This is a genomic window from Gardnerella sp. DNF01204 (genome assembly GCF_049244145.1).
Lineage (GTDB): Bacteria > Actinomycetota > Actinomycetes > Actinomycetales > Bifidobacteriaceae > Bifidobacterium > Bifidobacterium vaginale.
Genome location: NZ_CP058379.1, coordinates 1,060,221 through 1,077,730 on the forward strand (window position 1 = coordinate 1,060,221; position 17,510 = coordinate 1,077,730).

Consider the following 17,510-nt stretch of genomic DNA (forward strand, 5'->3'; position numbering starts at 1 on the left):
TTACTTTGGGTTTTTGGTGCTCGGCTGCTAGCGACTTTTCCGCACGCGCAACACGCGGTATATTTGATTACTCTACAAAATGTGGTATAGTCATCAAGTCGCGTTAAAACGCGGATAATTTAAGATGCCCCTGTATCCCAATTGGTAGAGGAAACAGCCTCAAAATCTGTGCAGTGTGAGTTCGAGTCTCACCGGGGGCACGTGCACAACGCCGCTTAACATTCTAAGCGGCGTTTTTGTTATCTTCTCTCTCACACGATTTTGCACGATACACAAACGACACACCAAACGACACACTTAATCCTCGTAGCGTTTTCATTACTGCGTTTGTTCCCTTTTTGGCTCAAATGGTAAACAAACGCGGGAATAGACGACTTCGAGTTTAAATCGTAGCGTGAGAAATCACCAGATTCATGCTAAACGAAAACGCGCACCCAAAAGGATGCGCGTTTAAAAAAACTAACGATTAACTAGCAATCAACTAGGGATTAATCGCAAGCACCAACGGTGTGAACGTAAATAGAGTCGGTACGACCAGCCTGGCGCTCACCCTGAGCAGTGCTCAAAACAACAATCTTGTCGCCGTCTTCAACCTTACCAGCTTCACGAAGAACCTTGTCGGTGAAGATCATAAGATCGTGACGGTTCATATCGTGGTAGTCCTCGCTAATCAAGAAGCCTTCAGTGCCCCAGCTCAAAGCCAACCAGTGATAAGTGTGCTCATTGTTGGTCAAGCCGTAGATTGGAGCAGCTGGGCGTTCGCGAGAAATGCGATGCACAGTGCGACCAGTCTGAGTGTAAGCAACAATCGCCTTAGCGTTAAGCTTGTCCGCCAAGTCAACAGCTGCAGAAGAAACTGCACCCGTGCTAGACATGTCAAGCTCCACAGATGGAATGCGATCATAGCCATTTTCAGTCGCGTATTGAGAAATACGAGACATGGTCTGAACGGTAACTGCTGGATACTTGCCGACTGCGGTCTCGTTAGATGTCATAGTTGCATCGGCGCCGTCAAGAACAGCGTTAGCGCAATCAGAAGCCTCTGCACGAGTTGGAACTGGAGAGTTAACCATTGATCCAAGAACTTCAGTAGCAACGATTACTGGCTTTGCGTATTGGCGAGAAAGCTCAATGCAGCGCTTGGTAACGAGTGGAACCTGCTCAAGTGGCATCTCCACTGCCATATCTCCACGAGCAACCATAATGCCATCAAAGGTCTTAACAATCTCTTCCAAGTTTGCAACAGCCTGTGGCTTCTCAATCTTTGCAACGATTGGAATGCGGCGGCCTTCTTCGTCCATGATTTCGTGAGCGCGATCAATATCGGTAGCAAAACGCACGAACGACATTGCAATAATGTCTGCACCCGTGCGAATAGCCCAACGAAGATCAGACTCATCCTTTTCGGTCAATGCTGGAAGAGAAACGGCAACGCCTGGAAGGTTAATGCCCTTGTGGCTAGAAACTGGGCCAGCAACAACAACCTTAGTGTGTACGTCGTTGCCTTCTACCTTGGTAACCTCAAGACGAACCTTGCCGTCATCAATCAAAATTGGATCGCCTGCGTGGCAATCTCCTGGCAAACCCTTGAAGGTTGTGGAAGTGCGATGCTCATCACCCTCAATATCGTCTGTGGTAATAACGAACTCTTGGCCCTCTTCCAAATAAACCTTGTCTTCGCCGTCAGCGTTCTTCTTGAACCAGCCGCAACGAATCTTTGGACCTTGCAAATCAACAAGAGCAGCAACATTACGACCAGTGGTCTTTGAAGCTTCGCGCACATTGTTGTAAACGCGCAAATGATCTTCAGGAGTGCCATGCGAACGGTTTAAGCGAGCAACATCCATGCCAGCTTCAACAAGCTTGGTAATACCCTCTAACGATTCGGTAGCTGGTCCAATAGTATCAACAATTTTGGCTTTTCTCATAATGCCTGCCTGTTTCCTTTGTTTATTTTTAAATGGGAAAATACCCACTTTCCGAGTAATAGTGTACCAGCAAATTGTGACCTATAGACAAAACTCGCGCTTATTTATTTATCGCGTCTATTTATTAGGCACACTTATCACTTAGCAACACTCATTTATTAAAACATGATTACCTTGCGACTAGCTACGACTAACTTTCCTAGTTGTTTTCTTTCAGCGCAAGTTCTATAAGCTTATCCGTGTAATCAGCCTTTGTTATATTTTGCGCTATCTTTTATCGTGTATCACATAGTTATACGTATTTTAGTGTTTTTTATCACACGATTATAGGCATTGAGTAATGCTCAGCATAGAACATGTATTGATAGGCTTTACGAGTATATCTACACTTTTTTGAGTGTCTATCCACGGATATTGAGCTCACCTTTTAACGATAAAAGCGAGCAATAGCAAACAATTATTTATTAGCAACGCTCACTTACCAGCTCACTTATTAGCCTCATCCATTTGACGCAATTCTTTCTTTAGATCGCGTATTTCGTCACGCAATCGCGCTGCAAGCTCGAATTGCAACTGTTCTGCCGCTGTATGCATTTGCTCACTCAGATTCTTAATCAAAGACATAATATCGTCTTGCGGCAACTCAGAAATATTCGCCATACGCTTTTCTTTACTTTGCTGCCCAAGATTCGGCTCTTTTGGCACTCCATAATGCGAGTTCCCAGCCTTATTAGCATTCCTGTAACCGCCTGCTAGCAAAGTTTGAGTATCAACATCCTCTTTAGCAAGCATGTCGTTCACGTCACTAATCTTCTTTCGCAAAGGCTTAGGGTCAATTCCGTGAGCCTTGTTGTACGCGATTTGCTTTTCGCGGCGGCGCTCTGTCTCGCTAATCGCCTTGCTCATAGCATCCGTAACAGCATCCGCATACATAAGAACAGTTCCAGAAACGTTACGAGCAGCGCGGCCAATCGTCTGAATAAGCGAGCGGTAAGATCTTAAGAAGCCTTCTTTATCTGCATCTAAAATCGCAACCAGCGAAACTTCCGGCAAATCCAAACCCTCACGAAGCAAATTAATGCCAACAATCACATCAATTTTTCCTTCGCGAAGCTCGCGCAAAAGCTCCACTCTGCGCAAAGTATCAACATCCGAATGCAAGTACTCAACTTTAATACCAAGCTCCAAAAAGTAATCAGTTAAGTCTTCCGCCATTTTCTTTGTAAGCGTAGTAACAAGCACGCGCTCATCTTTTGCAACACGCGCCTTAATCTCCGCAAGCAAATCGTCAACCTGCCCTTCCACAGGTCGAACCTCAATCTTAGGGTCAAGCAAGCCAGTTGGGCGAATAATCTGTTCAACTACGCCATCCGAAAGTCCCAACTCGTAATCTCCAGGTGTTGCCGAAAGATACACAGTTTGACCAACATGCTCCAAAAATTCTTTCCACTTTAACGGGCGATTATCCATTGCAGAAGGCAGTCTAAAACCATGCTCCACAAGCGTTCTTTTGCGCGAAGCATCGCCTTCATACATAGCTCCGATTTGCGGCACGGTTACGTGCGACTCATCTAAAACAAGCAAAAAGTCGTCTGGGAAAAAGTCAAGAAGCGTATGCGGAGGCGTGCCTGCATCGCGCCCGTCAAAATGCCTCGAATAATTTTCCACTCCTGGACACACTCCAACCTGTCGAAGCATTTCCAAATCGTACGTAGTTCGCATTTCCAAACGCTGAGCTTCCAGCAATTTATTCTGCTTTTTAAGCTGCGCAACTCTTTCGTCACGCTCTTTTTCAATCGCCTCAAGCGCGCGCTCCATGCGCTTCGGCCCTGCAATATAGTGAGATGCTGGGAAAATATGAACACTACTCTCTTGGCGAATCACTTCCCCAGTAAGCGGATGCAACATTGTAATTCTGTCGATTTCGTCACCAAAGAACTCAATTCGCACAGCTAATTCTTCGTAAACTGGAATAATCTCAACCGTATCTCCACGCACTCTAAAAGTTCCGCGCGTAAACGCAATGTCATTGCGCTTGTATTGCATGCTAACAAATTGACGTAATAAATCGTCTCGCTCAAGCTGCTCCCCAACGCTTAACATAAGCATTCGCTCGGCATACTCCTCTGGAGTACCGAGTCCATAAATGCACGAAACAGTAGCAACAACAACGCAATCCCGTCGCGTAAGCAAATTCGCTGTAGCTGCGTGACGAAGACGCTCAACATCGTCGTTAATATTCGAGTCTTTTTCAATATACGTGTCTGTTTGCGGAATATACGCTTCCGGCTGATAGTAGTCGTAGTAAGACACAAAATAGCTCACAGCATTATCTGGCATAAGCTCGCGAAACTCTGCGCAAAGCTGAGCTGCCAAAGTTTTATTCGGCTCAATAATAAGTGTAGGCCTTTGCAAACGCTCAATTAGCCAAGCGGTTGTAGCAGTTTTACCAGTGCCAGTTGCGCCCATTAAAACAACGTCGTTTTCGCCGTTTTCAATGCGATTAGCCAGCTCTTCGATTGCTTGCGGCTGGTCGCCCGAAGGCGCATACGGCGCTTTTACTACAAACGGCTTGTTTGTGCGCTGAATTTTATTCGACATTATTTTTTCTCCAAGAGCATCAAGAGCATTTTATTTATTTTACTAAAACCCAACAATCGCGCGGTTGCTTGCGATTTTTCCTTTGAGTCTCTAATGCTCCTTACTAATCCACGTTTTAATTTTTGAATCAACGCTTTTAAGCATAACTTCCATAGGCTTTGTGGAATCAACTACAAAATCCGCGATTTTTTTGCGCTCAATCTCTTCAACTTGATTACTTATGCGCTGCTCCGCCTGATTCTGGCTCATTTTGCGCTCGCTTATCATTCGCGCAATGCGAACATCTTTAGGCGCTTCAACTGTAATAATATAGTCAAAACTAAATGGAATGCTGTCAATTACTTGCGCGAGAAGCGGAATATCGTGCACAATAACAGATCTTAAAGATGCTCGTTCACTGCAATCTTCTTTAGAAATTTTCCTAGAATACTCGCTTATATACTCACCTTCTAAAGTCTTCGCTAAATCATAAATAGCAGGATGAATAAGCGACTCAATCCTGCTTAACGCTTGCTTATGATTTACATCATCGCCAAAAATATGCTCCGCAATAAACTCGCGATTTAAAGAGCCATCATTCTTAACAGCATTTTCCCCAAAAATGCTTACGATTTTCTGCAAGACTGCGCTTCCCGGTTCCACTACTTTACGCGCTAAAACATCGTAATCTATAACAAACGCGCCAAACGAACGCAAATGATTTACTACTGTAGATTTTCCAGCTGCAATTCCGCCCGTTACAGCAATCCGCATCATTGTCATATTTTGATTATAATTAATGCCCCAGTAACTAATTACCGGGGCATTATATGCTAAATAGTAATTGTAAAATTAGTCTTGAAGTTCAGCACCATCGGCATCCTTATGCCACTTAGAACCAGGCTGAGAGCAAAGAATGCAAATTCCTTCAATAAATGCCCAAATTCCAGAAACAAAAGCCAGCAAGCCGAAAGAAAGAATAGAAATAAGAAGCTGGGCAATAGCCTTGCCTTTAAAACCAAGATAGAAATTGTGCACACCCAAAGCGCCCAAGAAAATCGCTAACAGGCCTGCAGCAATCTTGTTACGAGAGCTTCTGTATGTGTTTGATGAATAATTAGACCCATAGTTAGAGTATGAAGATGCTTGATTGTACTGAGGAGTAGACTGAGAGTACTGACCATATTGCGGCTGAGCATTGTACTGAGGCTGAGCATATGAATTCTGATTATACTGAGTCTGACCATACTGTGGCTGAGCATTGTACTGAGGCTGAGCACCATACTGGGATTGGTTGTTATATTGTGGCTGAGCCTGGTTATACCGCTGGGACTGATCATTGTACTGTGGTTGTCCGTACTGAGTCTGTCCGTCAGAGCCTGAGTAATCTCCAGTTTGCTTATCTAAATCACTCACAATAATCACACTTTCTCTCGTAAGAAATTTATTTTCTTAAAAACTGTATAATAAAAAATTAATAAATCAAAGCGTTATTACTAAAGATATTAAAAGATGCCCCGATGATTACTCACCGAGGGCATCTTATTTATAAGATTTTAGTAGAAAACTACTTCTTTTCGCTCAAAAGCTGTTCACGCAAAGCTGCGAGCTGATCGGAATCAGCTAAAGCACCTTCGGTAGAAGCCTCATTCACGCGCTAAAACATCGTAATCTATAGCAAACGCGCCAAGCGAACGCAAATGATTTGCTACTGTAGATTTTCCAGCTGCAATTCCGCCCTTTACCGCAATCCGCATCATTGTCATATTTTGATTATAAACGATACATTTCTCACAATAGCGTAAATTTTCATTGACCCTACTAAAATTTCTTATATAGTACGCAGTAAATAGGCCCGTAATAAGATTTCCAATTATCGGTTAATAAACTGTATCCAAGCTTATTATAAAAATCTAAAGCAACAGCATTATTATCTTTTTCTGTAGATAAAATTATTGTTTTATATAATTCAAGATTTTCGACTTTCTTCATAAGCGCACTGCCCACACCTAAATGTTGAAATTCGGTCTCTACAAACAACTCATTTAGCTCTAAGCTTTGATTGAACCAATCATAATTTTCTGATAAAAATGGCTTAATTTGATGCGCATACCAATTATCTTGTAATAATTCTATGCCATATAAAACACCGATAATACGATTATTCATCGTAGCAACAAGTAAAAGCGCACTATTGTTATATCTCAAACTATCTAATATGCGCTCACGAACATTATCTATACGATCCAGTTCTTTAGGGAATGCTTTTAGATATAAATCTAAAATTATATTCATATTATCTTTGGCTTCTAAATAATCTAATTTTTTAATTTCAATATTCTTCATAAAAACCCTTTATACAAGCTACTATCCGTATTACAACACAACATATTTAATCGACATATGCATATTTGATTTTACATAACCATCGTTATATAAGTACTAATTATCTCTGCAGCATTAATGAAATTAAAAAATATGCAATATTAAAGAATAAGTATATTTGCTATATTATTCATTTGTTCTAATGTTTTAGGCATAAAAAATAAAAGATGCGTTTTGGAAATTGAATTCTAAAACGCATCTTTTATTTGTAAAATTACTTATAAATCTTAATACTAAATATTTATTTTTAGTCTTTTAACTCAGCACCATCAGCATCTTTGTGCCACTTACTTCCAGGCTTTGAGCAAAGAATCAAAATACCCTCAACCAATGCCCATATTCCCGTAATAATCAACAGGAAACCAAAAGAAAGAACAGAAATAAGCAGCTGTGCAATCGCCTTTCCTTTAAAACCAAGATAAAAATTGTGCACACCTAAAAATCCTAAGAAAATCGCTAGCAAACCTGCAACAATTTTATTGCGCGAGCTTACTAAAGTTGCTTTAGCGTTTTCCTCATTATTACCATCATACGAAGGGAACTGAGGATTTTTCTGATTGTTATCAAACGTGCTCATAATCTTCACCAATCCTTTTAAGAATTATGATTAATGTTTAAAAGCATCATATAATCATTATTCTTAAAAGAAAATTAATTGTACCTATATTTAATTACAAAACTTGAGTCACAAAAATACTCGTAAAACATACTCAAAACAGTAACCAAACAGTAACCAAACATAAACAAAATTGCCCCGATGGTAACTCATCAGGGCAATTGTTAATAAACTTCTAGTAGAAAGTAGAAACTACTTCTTTTCGCTCAAAAGCTGTTCGCGCAAAGCTGCGAGCTGATCGGAATCAGCTAAAGCACCTTCGCTAGCTGCTTCAGAAGAATAGTTGGAAGCAACTTCTTCCTTCTTTTCTTCCTTAGCTGGCTTCTTTTCAGCTTCTTCGTTCTGACCATCAGCGGCTGCGGATTCTGCTGCAGCTGCGAGTTCCTTAGCGGCAAACACCTTGTGCTGCTCCCACAATTCGTGAGCTGCTGCATACTGTGCTTCCCACTCTTCGCGCTGCTGCTCGTAACCAGCAATCCACTCGTTAGTGTTTGGATCGAAGCCTTCTGGGTACTTGTAGTTTCCTTCTTCGTCATACTCAGCTGGCATGCCGTAGAGAGCTGGATCGAAATCTTCAGAATTTGGATCAACAGCCTCGTTAGCCTGCTTCAAGGAGAGCGAGATACGACGACGATCGAGGTCTACGTCAATAACCTTAACGAATACTTCTTCGCCACCCTTAACAACAGTTTCTGGGTTCTCTACATGACGGTTAGCAAGCTCGGAAATGTGAACCAAGCCTTCGATGCCGTCTTCAACGGAGATGAACACACCGAACTGAACAATCTTGGTGACCTTACCCTTAACAACCTGTCCAGGAACATGGGTACGAGCGAAGCGCTGCCATGGATCTTCCTGAGTTGCCTTAAGGGAGAGGGAGATGCGTTCGCGATCGAGATCAACGTCGAGAACCTCAACAGTGACCTTATCGCCAACCTTAACAACCTCGGATGGGTGATCGATATGCTTCCAAGAAAGCTCGGAAACGTGAATGAGACCGTCAACACCGCCGAGATCAACGAATGCGCCGAAGTTCACGATAGAAGACACAACGCCTTCACGAATCTGACCCTTCTTAAGCTGCGAAAGGAAGGTCTCGCGAACTTCGGACTGGGTTTCCTCGAGGAATTGACGACGAGAAAGTACAACATTGTTGCGATTCTTATCGAGCTCAAGAATCTTAGCCTTAATCTTCTGGCCAATGTATGGGGAAAGATCGCGAACGCGACGCATTTCAACGAGGGAAGCTGGCAAGAAGCCGCGCAAACCGATGTCTACAATCAAGCCGCCCTTAACAGCCTCAATAACGGTACCTTCAACAATACCGTCTGCATCCTTGATCTTCTCAATATCACCCCAAGCACGCTCATACTGTGCACGCTTCTTGGAGAGAATAAGACGTCCTTCCTTGTCTTCCTTAGTTACAACAAGGGCTTCGATGGTGTCGCCAACTTCAACAACATCATCTGGATCAACGTCTTTCTTGATGGAAAGTTCACGGGAAGGGATTACACCTTCAGTTTTGTAGCCGATGTCCAACAATACTTCGTCGTGATCAATCTTTACGACTGTACCTTCAACTAAATCACCATCGTCAAAATTCTTGATGGTTGAATCGACTGCCTTGATGAAGTCTTCTTCGGTGCCAATATCATTAATCGCAACCTTGGCGACTTCGTTATTATTCTCTGCCATTACTTATTAGTGGTTTCTTCTTGGGGTGGATATTACTCGATATTAAATTATGACTTTTGTACGCGCACTATGCACGCGCTCTGTCAATGTTATATATAGGCATAGCCAAAATCGCCGTTTTACTTCGGGCGTGTCGCGCTACTTGATATTTGCTACTTAACACTACTCGCCGCTTGCTGCTCGCTCAGCCATGTCAACAACATTAGCCAATAGCATTGCGCGAGTCATTGGACCCACTCCACCAGGATTTGGCGAATACGCTCCCGCGACTTCTCTACAAGCAACATCAACATCGCCTTTTACACGATATCTGCCCACTTCTTCATCAAAAACGCGCGATACACCAACATCAACCAACACACATCCAGGCTTAACATCGCAAGGCTTTACAAATCCAGTGCTGCCCATTGCTGCAATAATAACGTCGGAGCGCATCATAATATCATGCAAATCGCGCGTGCGCGTGTGGCATAATGTTACAGTTGCATCTACTCCCCTGCGCGTAAGAAGCAGCCCGATTGTTCGTCCAACAGTAATTCCTCGTCCAAGTACGCACACATTTTTGCCTTCAAGATCAATGTTATAAGCATCTAGCAGTGCCAAAATTCCTCGCGGCGTGCATGGAAGAGGTGTAACAATATCTCCCGAAATATGCATAACCAGCTCGCCTAAATTGTACGGATGCATTCCGTCGCAATCTTTTGCAGGGTCTATTGCCTCAATAATCTTCTTAGAATCCACGCCTTTTGGCAAAGGTAATTGCACTATAAAACCTGTGCAGGAAGGGTCATTATTTAATTTTTCGACAGCAGTAAGAATTTCGTATTCGCTAGCGTCTTCTGGCAAATCGCATCGGATTGAGCGAATCCCCACTTCTTCGCAATCCTTGTGTTTTCCAGCAACATACTTCAACGAACCAGGGTCGCTTCCAACTAAAAGCGTTCCAAGCCCTGGATTAATGCCCTTTTCTTTAAGCTTTTCTACTCTATTTTTTAAGTCGCTTTTAATACTTGCAGCTAGCGCTTTCCCATCTAATACAACAACCATGATTCACTTCCCAGCTCGCATGTTAATTCTTATGTTCAACTTACAAATCATCTAATACAATTCGTACACGTAGTATATTCGTATGGATAGGCTATCGTGAGGTATAGAGGTGCGCGACACAACTACTAATAACAGGATATTAATAATAGAATGGTATTTATTATTAGTAATACAACTTATTAGCTGTACCACAGCAGTACCACACTTTTGTACGTGCACGCTGTTTACGGAAGGGGCGCAAAGATGTGTGAAAATACTTTTCATTTAAGTCGCGCAAAGAAAATATGCAAAGCGATTTTAGCTTGCGCAATTGTGCCATCAATGTTGATTGGCATGGCTGGGTGCGGTGCAAATTCACAATCTTCTGAAAAAACAACACATACAAAAAAAGAAATTAAACAAATTAAAGTTGTTTCCACACTTGAATCTTGGGCAAGCTTAGCCAGAGAGATCGGAGGCAACGATGTTGTTGTTAAGTCAATAATAAACAAGCCAGATGTTGATTCCTCCTCATTTAAACCATCCAGTAAGGATTTGCAAAAACTTTATGATGCACAAGTTGTGATTTCTAACGGGGCTGGATATGACAGTTGGATTGCAAAATACTTATCTAAAAAGAGCGAAACAGTAAATGCTGCTTCTACAGTTGGCGCTTTAAATGGTGATAATCCTTACTTATGGTTGTCCAAAGATGCGAGAAGTGCTATGGCGTCTAATATTTGCGACGTTTTCTCTAAGATTCTTCCGTCAAAGAAGAAGATTTTTACTAAAAGACTTAATACTGTTAAATCTCAAGAAAAGAATCTTGACGAGTATATTGAAAAGTTTGGTAAAGATCACAAAAACTTAAAGTATGCGTCGACTAATCCTATTCTTTTCTGGCTTATGTCAGATATGAATATAGAGGATTCTACTCCTAAAGAATATGCTACTCAGGCTGCTCAAGACGATGCTATTGATAAGACTAATGTGGACAAATTCCAGAAATTAATAGAAGAAAGAAAATTTGACGTAATAATCAACAACAGTCAACGCAATAATACTGACATAAGCATTTTGACTGGAACAGCTGGAAGAAGCTACACGTCTGTGATGTGGGTTAACGAGCTCATGCCAACGTATGCAACCGATTTAAGAAAATGGGTTATGAAAATTTGCGAAGACATTGACAATGCCGGTAAAGCTACGATTAACATGAGAAAAGAGTTGGGAAAGCACGAAGCCTCTCAGCAAAATAAGCCTATTACAGAAAAGCCTACAGTTTCTAAGCCAGATCCAAGTAGGTCTAACAAAGGTCAGCAGGATCCTGGAAAGTAAATCTGAAAAATAAAAATAAGTAGAAGATATAGGAAGATATAAAAAAATATAAATAAAGAATAAAATTCACCTCCTAAATTTTTATAACTTAGGAGGTGAATTTTTATGTCCTATTTCTTTTTAGTTTTATGTCCTACTTCTTTTTAGATTTTTTAGACCTCTCGGCAAGCAATCTAAGAGTATCTGCAGCAGCTTCTTCTGGAGCTTGAGTATGGTGTTGCTCATCTCCAGGCAGAGGATCAGCATATCCAAGATTCACATTTAACAAGCGTTCTGCCTGCTCTTCGTCAATCTTTTCAGATAATGCAATTTCCGAAATAAGAATACTGCGAGCGCGAGCAAGCATACGCTTTTCTCCTGCAGACAAACCATGTTCGTCTACATCTCGCTGTGATAAATCTCGAACAACTTCTGCAATCTTGTTAACATCGCCAGTAGCGATTTTCTCAACATTAAGCTTGTATCTACGAGACCAATTCATTTCTTTTTCGAGAATAGGAGTGCGTAAAATTTCAAAAACTTTAGCAACTTCTTTTGCGCCTACAATATCTCGAACGCCAACTTTTTTGACATTGTCTACTGGGACATTAATCTCTAAACCATCTGAAGACAATACAACTAAGCGTAAGTATTGCCTAGTAATACCTTTGACAGTGCGTTCACTAATTTCCTCGACTCGAGCCGCACCATGACGAGGATAGACGACCATATCGCCGACTTGATAACCCACAGAACCCTCCGTATGCACAGAAAAACTCATTTCAGTTTTCCATAAGGCAAAGACTTGAGGCTCGAAAAGATATTTTTTTGACTGATTAGTCAAACTTTGCTCAAAACACACAAGACATACGCAAATAATGTTGTATGATAGACAACATGAGTACAGTATCTAACATCAATGAAGATGCAATCGCAATGGCTGTCCGTCAGGACGTGCTTGCTGCGGTCAGCAACGCAGAATACTACAATCCACACGAGGTCCTTGGTGGACATCTCGGAACTGGCAAAGGCGCTGGTACTGCCACGGTTCGCGTATTGCGACCAATGGCCAAGAAGGTAACAATTCTTACTAAGGGCGGAGAATACGAAGCCAAACACGAATACAACGGTATTTTTACTGCTGTTGTTCCTGCCACAAAGCATTCTAAGAGCAAAGAGTGGTCTGTTCCTAGCTATCGTATCCGCACTGTGGAAGTGGATGGAACCGAGTCTGTAGATGATGATCCGTACCGTTACTTGCCTCAGATTGGCGATATGGACATGTATCTGTTTGGCGAAGGCAGACACGAAAGACTTTGGGAAGCACTGGGTGCTCATGTTAAAAGCATTACCGATTCTTGGGGTCTTGTTAGCCCAGAAACAGGCAAGATGGTTAAAAAAGTTACTGGAACTGCTTTTACGGTGTGGGCGCCAAACGCACGCGCTGTAAGAGTTGTTGGCAACTTTAACTATTGGAATGGTCGCCGCCACGCAATGCGTTCTCTTGGATCTAGCGGTATTTGGGAGCTTTTCATTCCAGGAGTAGGTGCAGGCGAAGTTTATAAGTTTGAGATTATGACTCAAGCTGGAAACTGGATTATGAAGGCAGATCCTATGGAGCGCTCTCATGAGCTTCCACCTAATACTGGATCTGTTGTTGTTGATTCCGAATTTAAATGGCACGATAGCGAATGGCTTGAACATCGCGCAAAGACTAATGCTCACGATGGTCCTGTAAGCATCTACGAAGTTCAGGCAAATAGCTGGAATCGCGATTACGATAATTATCGCGAACTTGCAGATCACCTGGTTGATTACGTTCAGCAAGAAGGCTTTACTCACGTTGAGTTTATGCCTCTTACCCAATACCCGTTCTCAGGTTCTTGGGGTTATCAGGTGACTGGTTATTACGCTGTTGACTCTAGGCTTGGAAGCCCAGACGACTTTAAGTACTTAGTAAACAAGCTCCACAAGGCTGGAATTGGTGTGATTATGGATTGGGTTCCAGCACACTTCCCTAAGGATGACTTTGCTTTGGGTAGATTCGACGGCACTGCGCTTTATGAAGACCCAGATCCACTCCGCGGCGAGCACCCAGATTGGGGAACGTACATATTTAACTTTGGCAGACACGAGGTTCGTAACTTCTTGGTTGCTAACGCCTGCTTCTGGCTTAGCGAATATCACGTTGATGCTTTGCGTGTAGACGCTGTGTCTTCTATGCTCTACTTGGATTACAGCCGTGAAGCTGGTCAATGGCGTCCAAACATGTATGGCGGACGCGAAAACCTTGAGGCTATTGACTTTATTAAGGAAGCAAACGCTACTGCATACAAGAATAATCCTGGAATTATGATGATTGCAGAAGAGTCCACTGCATATCAAGGCGTTACTGCTCCTACAGACATGGGCGGCTTAGGCTTTGGCTTAAAGTGGAATATGGGCTGGATGCACGACACTTTGCAATACCTTAAGGAAGAGCCAATTAATCGCCGTTGGCATCACAACGAAATCACATTCTCTATGGTTTACGCATATTCCGAACATTATGTGTTGCCTTTGAGCCACGATGAAGTTGTCTATGGCAAGGGATCTCTTCTTGGAAAGATGCCTGGAGACGAGTGGCAGCAATTTGCTGGCCTTCGTGCGCTTTTGGCATATCAGTGGTCTCACCCAGGAAAGAACCTTCTGTTTATGGGTGGTGAAATTGGTCAGTCTTGCGAATGGAACTTCAACAATTCGCTTAATTGGCATGAGCTTCAATGGCCGTTCCATCAAGGTGTACAAAAGTTGGTAGCAGATCTTAACGCTTTGTATAAGAGTTCTAGAGCATTTTGGAGCCAAGACTTTACGCCAGACGGATTCCAGTGGCTTACTAGCGACGATTCTGATCACAATACTTTAAGCTACATTCGTATTGGTGATAACGGTGAAGAAATTGTTGTGGTTGTTAACTTCTCTGGTCAGGCTTGGCAAGATTACCAAGTGGCATTGCCTAAGGGTGGTCAATGGGAAGAAGTTCTTACAACAGACGACGCTAAGTATTGTGGTTCTGATATTCACAATGGCACATTCACAGCCGCTGCTGAAGAGTATCATTCAAGACCATATTCTGCAAGGATTACTGTTCCAGCGCTTGGAGCTGTATTCCTTAAGCCAGTCAGCAAGTAGTTAGTTGATAATTAATAACTTAAGTTAGGAATCTGAATTAGGTTAAAATGTTGGACACTCCATCAGAAAAAGGTGTTCCTCGAACAATTCTTGTTGTAGAGGATGAGCCAGATTTAGCCACAGCTATTGCGCAACGTATTGTTGCCAGAGGTTGGAAGGCTAGAGTTGTTTCTGATGGAGTGTCTGCTGTTAAAGCTGCTTTAACCTTAAAGCCTGATCTTATAATTATGGACGTCATGCTTCCTGTTATGGACGGCATTGAGGCGACTCGCAGAATAGTATCTAGATACCCTATTCCTGTGCTGATGCTTACAGCTAGAGATGCTGAGTCGGATAAACTGGCTGGATTAAGCGCTGGAGCAGACGATTATGTTACTAAACCGTTTTCTCCTAGAGAACTTATCGCAAGATGTGCTGCTATTTTGAGGAGAGTTGAAAGAGCTACTTTAATCGCAAATAGAGCGCAATATAACGCTCTATTTAAGTTTGGAGATTTGATTATTGACCCTAGACAGAGGCTTGTTACTCTTAACGGTAAAGAAATTCATTTTACTCCTACTGAATTTTCTTTATTGACTACTTTTGCAAAGCATCCTCATGATGTTTTAAAACGAGAAACACTTTTAGAAGAAGTCTGGGATTGGCCAGATGCTTCTGGAACTAGAACTGTTGATTCACATGTTAAATCTTTAAGACATAAAATTGGTTCTTCTTGGATTCGCACAATACATGGAATAGGTTATGCTTTTGAGCCACCTGATGAAGATTATGACCAAATATTTAACTAGAAATAATAAAAATAACAATAACAATTCTGTTGATAAAGTAGGTAAAGTCGATTCTTTTTCTGAGGTCACTTTGCAATCTGCTTTGCATCCTAATCGTTTTATAGGGTTTTTTGCGTCTTTAAAAGGTGAATTATCTGCGATTATTGTTGTTGCAACAGCTATAGCATTTGTAATGGCTTGGTTTCTTTTAAAAGTTGGGTTAAGCGGATGGATTGCAATGCCTATAACGCTAGCTGTAGCGCTAGGTATAACTTACGCATTTTCCAGAGGATTAACTGCTCCGCTTAGACAAATGCGAGATGCTTCTGAAGCAATGGCAGATGGCGATTATTCCGTGCGAGTTCAGATTGAGAATAGAAAAGACGAGGTTGGAAAATTAACTCTAGCTTTTAACGAAATGGCTGAAGAACTAGAGCATGCTGATAACATGAGGCGTGATCTTATAGCTAATGTAAGCCACGAGCTTAGAACACCTGTTAGTGCATTACAAGCTATGGTAGAAAATCTTGCTGATGGAGTTGTAGAGCCAACACCGTCGAATATGGAGGCTATTCTAAATCAGATTCACAAGTTGGCTGATTTAATCACTTTTCTACTCGATTTATCTAGAGTAGAAGCTGGTGCAGAAAGTCTTGTTATTACAGAGTTCGATTTTAAAGATTTTCTTAACAGTATTGTCGAACCTATAGAAATAGCGGATGCTGGGCATAATCATCATATAAGTCTTAATGTCGAAAATGATATTACGCTTGTTGGGGACAAAAATCGCCTATCGCAATTGTTTACTAATGTGGTTTCTAATTCTATTAAACATTCTGCAGACAATACTAAGATTCTTATAACAGCAAAATCGAATCATGAGAAGAATACTCTAGTTTGTAACGTTATTAATTTTGGAAACCAGATTCCTAAGGAGGATAGGGCTGATATTTTCCGAAAATTTGTTAAGGGAAGCCAAGGTATTGGAACTGAGTCTGGTGGCACAGGATTGGGTTTGTCTATTGCAAGATGGGCTGCACAATTACATAACGGTACTGTAAAAGTTGTTGATGATAAGCGTGGAGCTAATTTTGAAATTACACTACCGCTTACGTATAACAAATAACGAGTTATTATAATCCGTATAAAACACTTTCCTTTGACCATACTCCTGCTATAGCAAAACACGCGAAAACTGTTATACCACAATCTTTTAATGCTTCAACACAATTTTTCATCGTAGATCCTGTAGTGATAATGTCGTCTAAAAGTATTACTTTGCATCCTTTTGGCACTATTCTTGTGTCTACTAAAAACCCTTTTGTGGTTCGCAAAGATCGTCCCCTACTTCCTTTAACTTGAACTGATTTTACTTTTATTTTGCCCATTTTGATTGCTTTTACAACCCGCGCATTAATACCATATTCTTTAAGATTTTTAGAAACGTATTTAGCAATAGGATCCATGTGTTTTCTTCCGCGTTTTCTTTGTGATTTAGAAGACGATGGAATTGGTACGATAATAAGATTTTCAATAATATTTTCATCGGTATTTTTGCAATTACTTTCATAACTATTTTTATAATCACTAATAACTTTGATTATCAATTGAGAAACCAAATATGAAAAAGGCTTATCGAGAAGTTGATTACTATGATCCTTCCAACACAACAAAGATTTCCTTACAAAACCTACATAAGTTGAGCACGAATAAATATTTCCGCACATTACGCTTATCAAAGGATCCTTATGCCATTCTTTAAACATACTCGTGCAATCATCGCACAAAACGCAATCAGGAAGATCACATCCTGCACAGCCAACTGGAAGAATAAGATTAACCATGGTTTTAAAAACAATCGTCCAAGAAATGTTAAGAATAAGCCCATTTATTTTATGAGTTAGATTTTTTAAAAGCATAAATCGACGATAAATATTACAAAATGTAATTGCAATAAAATTAAGTCAATGTGGTTAAAGGCTATTTTAAAATTTGAAAATATTTATGGAATTAGAAAATTGTCTA

14 protein-coding genes, 1 tRNA gene and 1 pseudogene are annotated in these 17,510 nt (G+C 41.3%); 5 read left to right on the forward strand and 11 right to left on the reverse strand.

Features of this window, described 5'->3' with window-relative positions; all coding sequences use genetic code 11:
* The first annotated feature begins 126 nt into the window (after positions 1–126).
* Positions 127–200, forward strand: a tRNA-Leu gene (locus HXT46_RS04135).
* 288 nt (positions 201–488) lie between these two features.
* Here HXT46_RS04135 and pyk read toward each other — a convergent pair.
* The 9 genes and pseudogenes from pyk to HXT46_RS04180 form a co-directional block, all read right to left on the reverse strand.
* Entirely contained in the window at positions 489–1,928 is a 1,440-nt protein-coding gene (pyk, locus tag HXT46_RS04140) for a pyruvate kinase (protein ID WP_004113139.1), read from the reverse strand.
* Positions 1,929–2,414: 486 nt separating this feature from the next.
* A complete protein-coding gene (gene uvrB, locus HXT46_RS04145) occupies positions 2,415–4,529 on the reverse strand; it encodes an excinuclease ABC subunit UvrB (protein ID WP_248912029.1) in 2,115 nt (704 codons plus the stop codon).
* A 90-nt stretch (positions 4,530–4,619) separates the two neighbouring features.
* Complete coding sequence (gene coaE / locus HXT46_RS04150) at positions 4,620–5,291, reverse strand: dephospho-CoA kinase (RefSeq protein WP_101890391.1); 672 nt, start codon at positions 5,289–5,291, stop codon at positions 4,620–4,622.
* Positions 5,292–5,360: 69 nt separating this feature from the next.
* A complete protein-coding gene (locus tag HXT46_RS04155) occupies positions 5,361–5,933 on the reverse strand; it encodes a TM2 domain-containing protein (protein ID WP_014554518.1) in 573 nt (190 codons plus the stop codon).
* Positions 5,934–6,157: 224 nt separating this feature from the next.
* Positions 6,158–6,274: pseudogene (locus HXT46_RS04160) on the reverse strand (dephospho-CoA kinase); the annotation flags it as partial.
* Positions 6,275–6,329: 55 nt separating this feature from the next.
* Complete coding sequence (locus tag HXT46_RS04165; RefSeq protein ID WP_421785695.1) at positions 6,330–6,854, reverse strand: GNAT family N-acetyltransferase; 525 nt, start codon at positions 6,852–6,854, stop codon at positions 6,330–6,332.
* 286 nt (positions 6,855–7,140) lie between these two features.
* Complete coding sequence (locus HXT46_RS04170; RefSeq protein ID WP_009994376.1) at positions 7,141–7,470, reverse strand: TM2 domain-containing protein; 330 nt, start codon at positions 7,468–7,470, stop codon at positions 7,141–7,143.
* A gap of 231 nt (positions 7,471–7,701) precedes the next feature.
* A complete protein-coding gene (gene rpsA, locus HXT46_RS04175) occupies positions 7,702–9,204 on the reverse strand; it encodes a 30S ribosomal protein S1 (protein ID WP_004113153.1) in 1,503 nt (500 codons plus the stop codon).
* 162 nt (positions 9,205–9,366) lie between these two features.
* Positions 9,367–10,251, reverse strand: a complete 885-nt coding sequence (locus tag HXT46_RS04180; RefSeq protein WP_020759463.1) for a bifunctional methylenetetrahydrofolate dehydrogenase/methenyltetrahydrofolate cyclohydrolase — start codon at positions 10,249–10,251, stop codon at positions 9,367–9,369.
* 243 nt (positions 10,252–10,494) lie between these two features.
* Here HXT46_RS04180 and HXT46_RS04185 point away from each other — a divergent pair, with 243 nt between their 5' ends.
* Positions 10,495–11,568 carry a metal ABC transporter solute-binding protein, Zn/Mn family gene (locus HXT46_RS04185; protein WP_004114839.1) on the forward strand — a complete coding sequence of 358 codons (1,074 nt, stop codon included), beginning with the start codon at positions 10,495–10,497 and terminating at the stop codon, positions 11,566–11,568.
* Positions 11,569–11,701: 133 nt separating this feature from the next.
* Here HXT46_RS04185 and HXT46_RS04190 read toward each other — a convergent pair whose 3' ends face one another.
* Entirely contained in the window at positions 11,702–12,298 is a 597-nt protein-coding gene (locus tag HXT46_RS04190) for a CarD family transcriptional regulator (RefSeq protein ID WP_009994378.1), read from the reverse strand.
* A gap of 146 nt (positions 12,299–12,444) precedes the next feature.
* Here HXT46_RS04190 and glgB point away from each other — a divergent pair, with 146 nt between their 5' ends.
* From glgB to HXT46_RS04205, 3 genes are read left to right on the forward strand one after another with little or no spacing between them, the layout of a single operon-like run.
* The gene (glgB, locus tag HXT46_RS04195; protein WP_004117613.1) at positions 12,445–14,718 is read left to right on the forward strand and encodes a 1,4-alpha-glucan branching protein GlgB; all 2,274 of its coding nucleotides are present in this window, start codon (positions 12,445–12,447) and stop codon (positions 14,716–14,718) included.
* Positions 14,719–14,765: 47 nt separating this feature from the next.
* Positions 14,766–15,506, forward strand: coding sequence for a response regulator transcription factor (locus tag HXT46_RS04200; RefSeq protein WP_004113162.1), 741 nt, complete (start codon positions 14,766–14,768; stop codon positions 15,504–15,506).
* Complete coding sequence (locus HXT46_RS04205) at positions 15,478–16,611, forward strand: sensor histidine kinase (protein WP_004117611.1); 1,134 nt, start codon at positions 15,478–15,480, stop codon at positions 16,609–16,611. The genes HXT46_RS04200 and HXT46_RS04205 overlap by 29 nt, the downstream gene beginning before the upstream one ends.
* Positions 16,612–16,618: 7 nt before the next feature.
* Here HXT46_RS04205 and HXT46_RS04210 read toward each other — a convergent pair whose 3' ends face one another.
* On the reverse strand, positions 16,619–17,404 hold the full coding sequence (locus HXT46_RS04210) for a ComF family protein (RefSeq protein WP_009994383.1): 786 nt from the start codon (positions 17,402–17,404) through the stop codon (positions 16,619–16,621).
* Positions 17,405–17,510: the final 106 nt, after the last annotated feature.

Excerpts from the sequence above, each read along its gene's own strand:
- pyk (WP_004113139.1), bottom strand. The coding sequence starts at position 1,928 with ATGAGAAAAGCCAAAATTGTTGATACTATTGGACCAGCTACCGAATCG.
- uvrB (WP_248912029.1), bottom strand. The coding sequence starts at position 4,529 with ATGTCGAATAAAATTCAGCGCACAAACAAGCCGTTTGTAGTAAAAGCG.
- coaE (WP_101890391.1), bottom strand. The coding sequence starts at position 5,291 with ATGACAATGATGCGGATTGCTGTAACGGGCGGAATTGCAGCTGGAAAA.
- HXT46_RS04165 (WP_421785695.1), bottom strand. The coding sequence starts at position 6,854 with ATGAAGAATATTGAAATTAAAAAATTAGATTATTTAGAAGCCAAAGAT.
- HXT46_RS04170 (WP_009994376.1), bottom strand. The coding sequence starts at position 7,470 with ATGAGCACGTTTGATAACAATCAGAAAAATCCTCAGTTCCCTTCGTAT.
- rpsA (WP_004113153.1), bottom strand. The coding sequence starts at position 9,204 with ATGGCAGAGAATAATAACGAAGTCGCCAAGGTTGCGATTAATGATATT.
- HXT46_RS04180 (WP_020759463.1), bottom strand. The coding sequence starts at position 10,251 with ATGGTTGTTGTATTAGATGGGAAAGCGCTAGCTGCAAGTATTAAAAGC.
- HXT46_RS04185 (WP_004114839.1), top strand. The coding sequence starts at position 10,495 with ATGTGTGAAAATACTTTTCATTTAAGTCGCGCAAAGAAAATATGCAAA.
- glgB (WP_004117613.1), top strand. The coding sequence starts at position 12,445 with ATGAGTACAGTATCTAACATCAATGAAGATGCAATCGCAATGGCTGTC.
- HXT46_RS04200 (WP_004113162.1), top strand. The coding sequence starts at position 14,766 with ATGTTGGACACTCCATCAGAAAAAGGTGTTCCTCGAACAATTCTTGTT.
- HXT46_RS04205 (WP_004117611.1), top strand. The coding sequence starts at position 15,478 with ATGAAGATTATGACCAAATATTTAACTAGAAATAATAAAAATAACAAT.
- HXT46_RS04210 (WP_009994383.1), bottom strand. The coding sequence starts at position 17,404 with ATGCTTTTAAAAAATCTAACTCATAAAATAAATGGGCTTATTCTTAAC.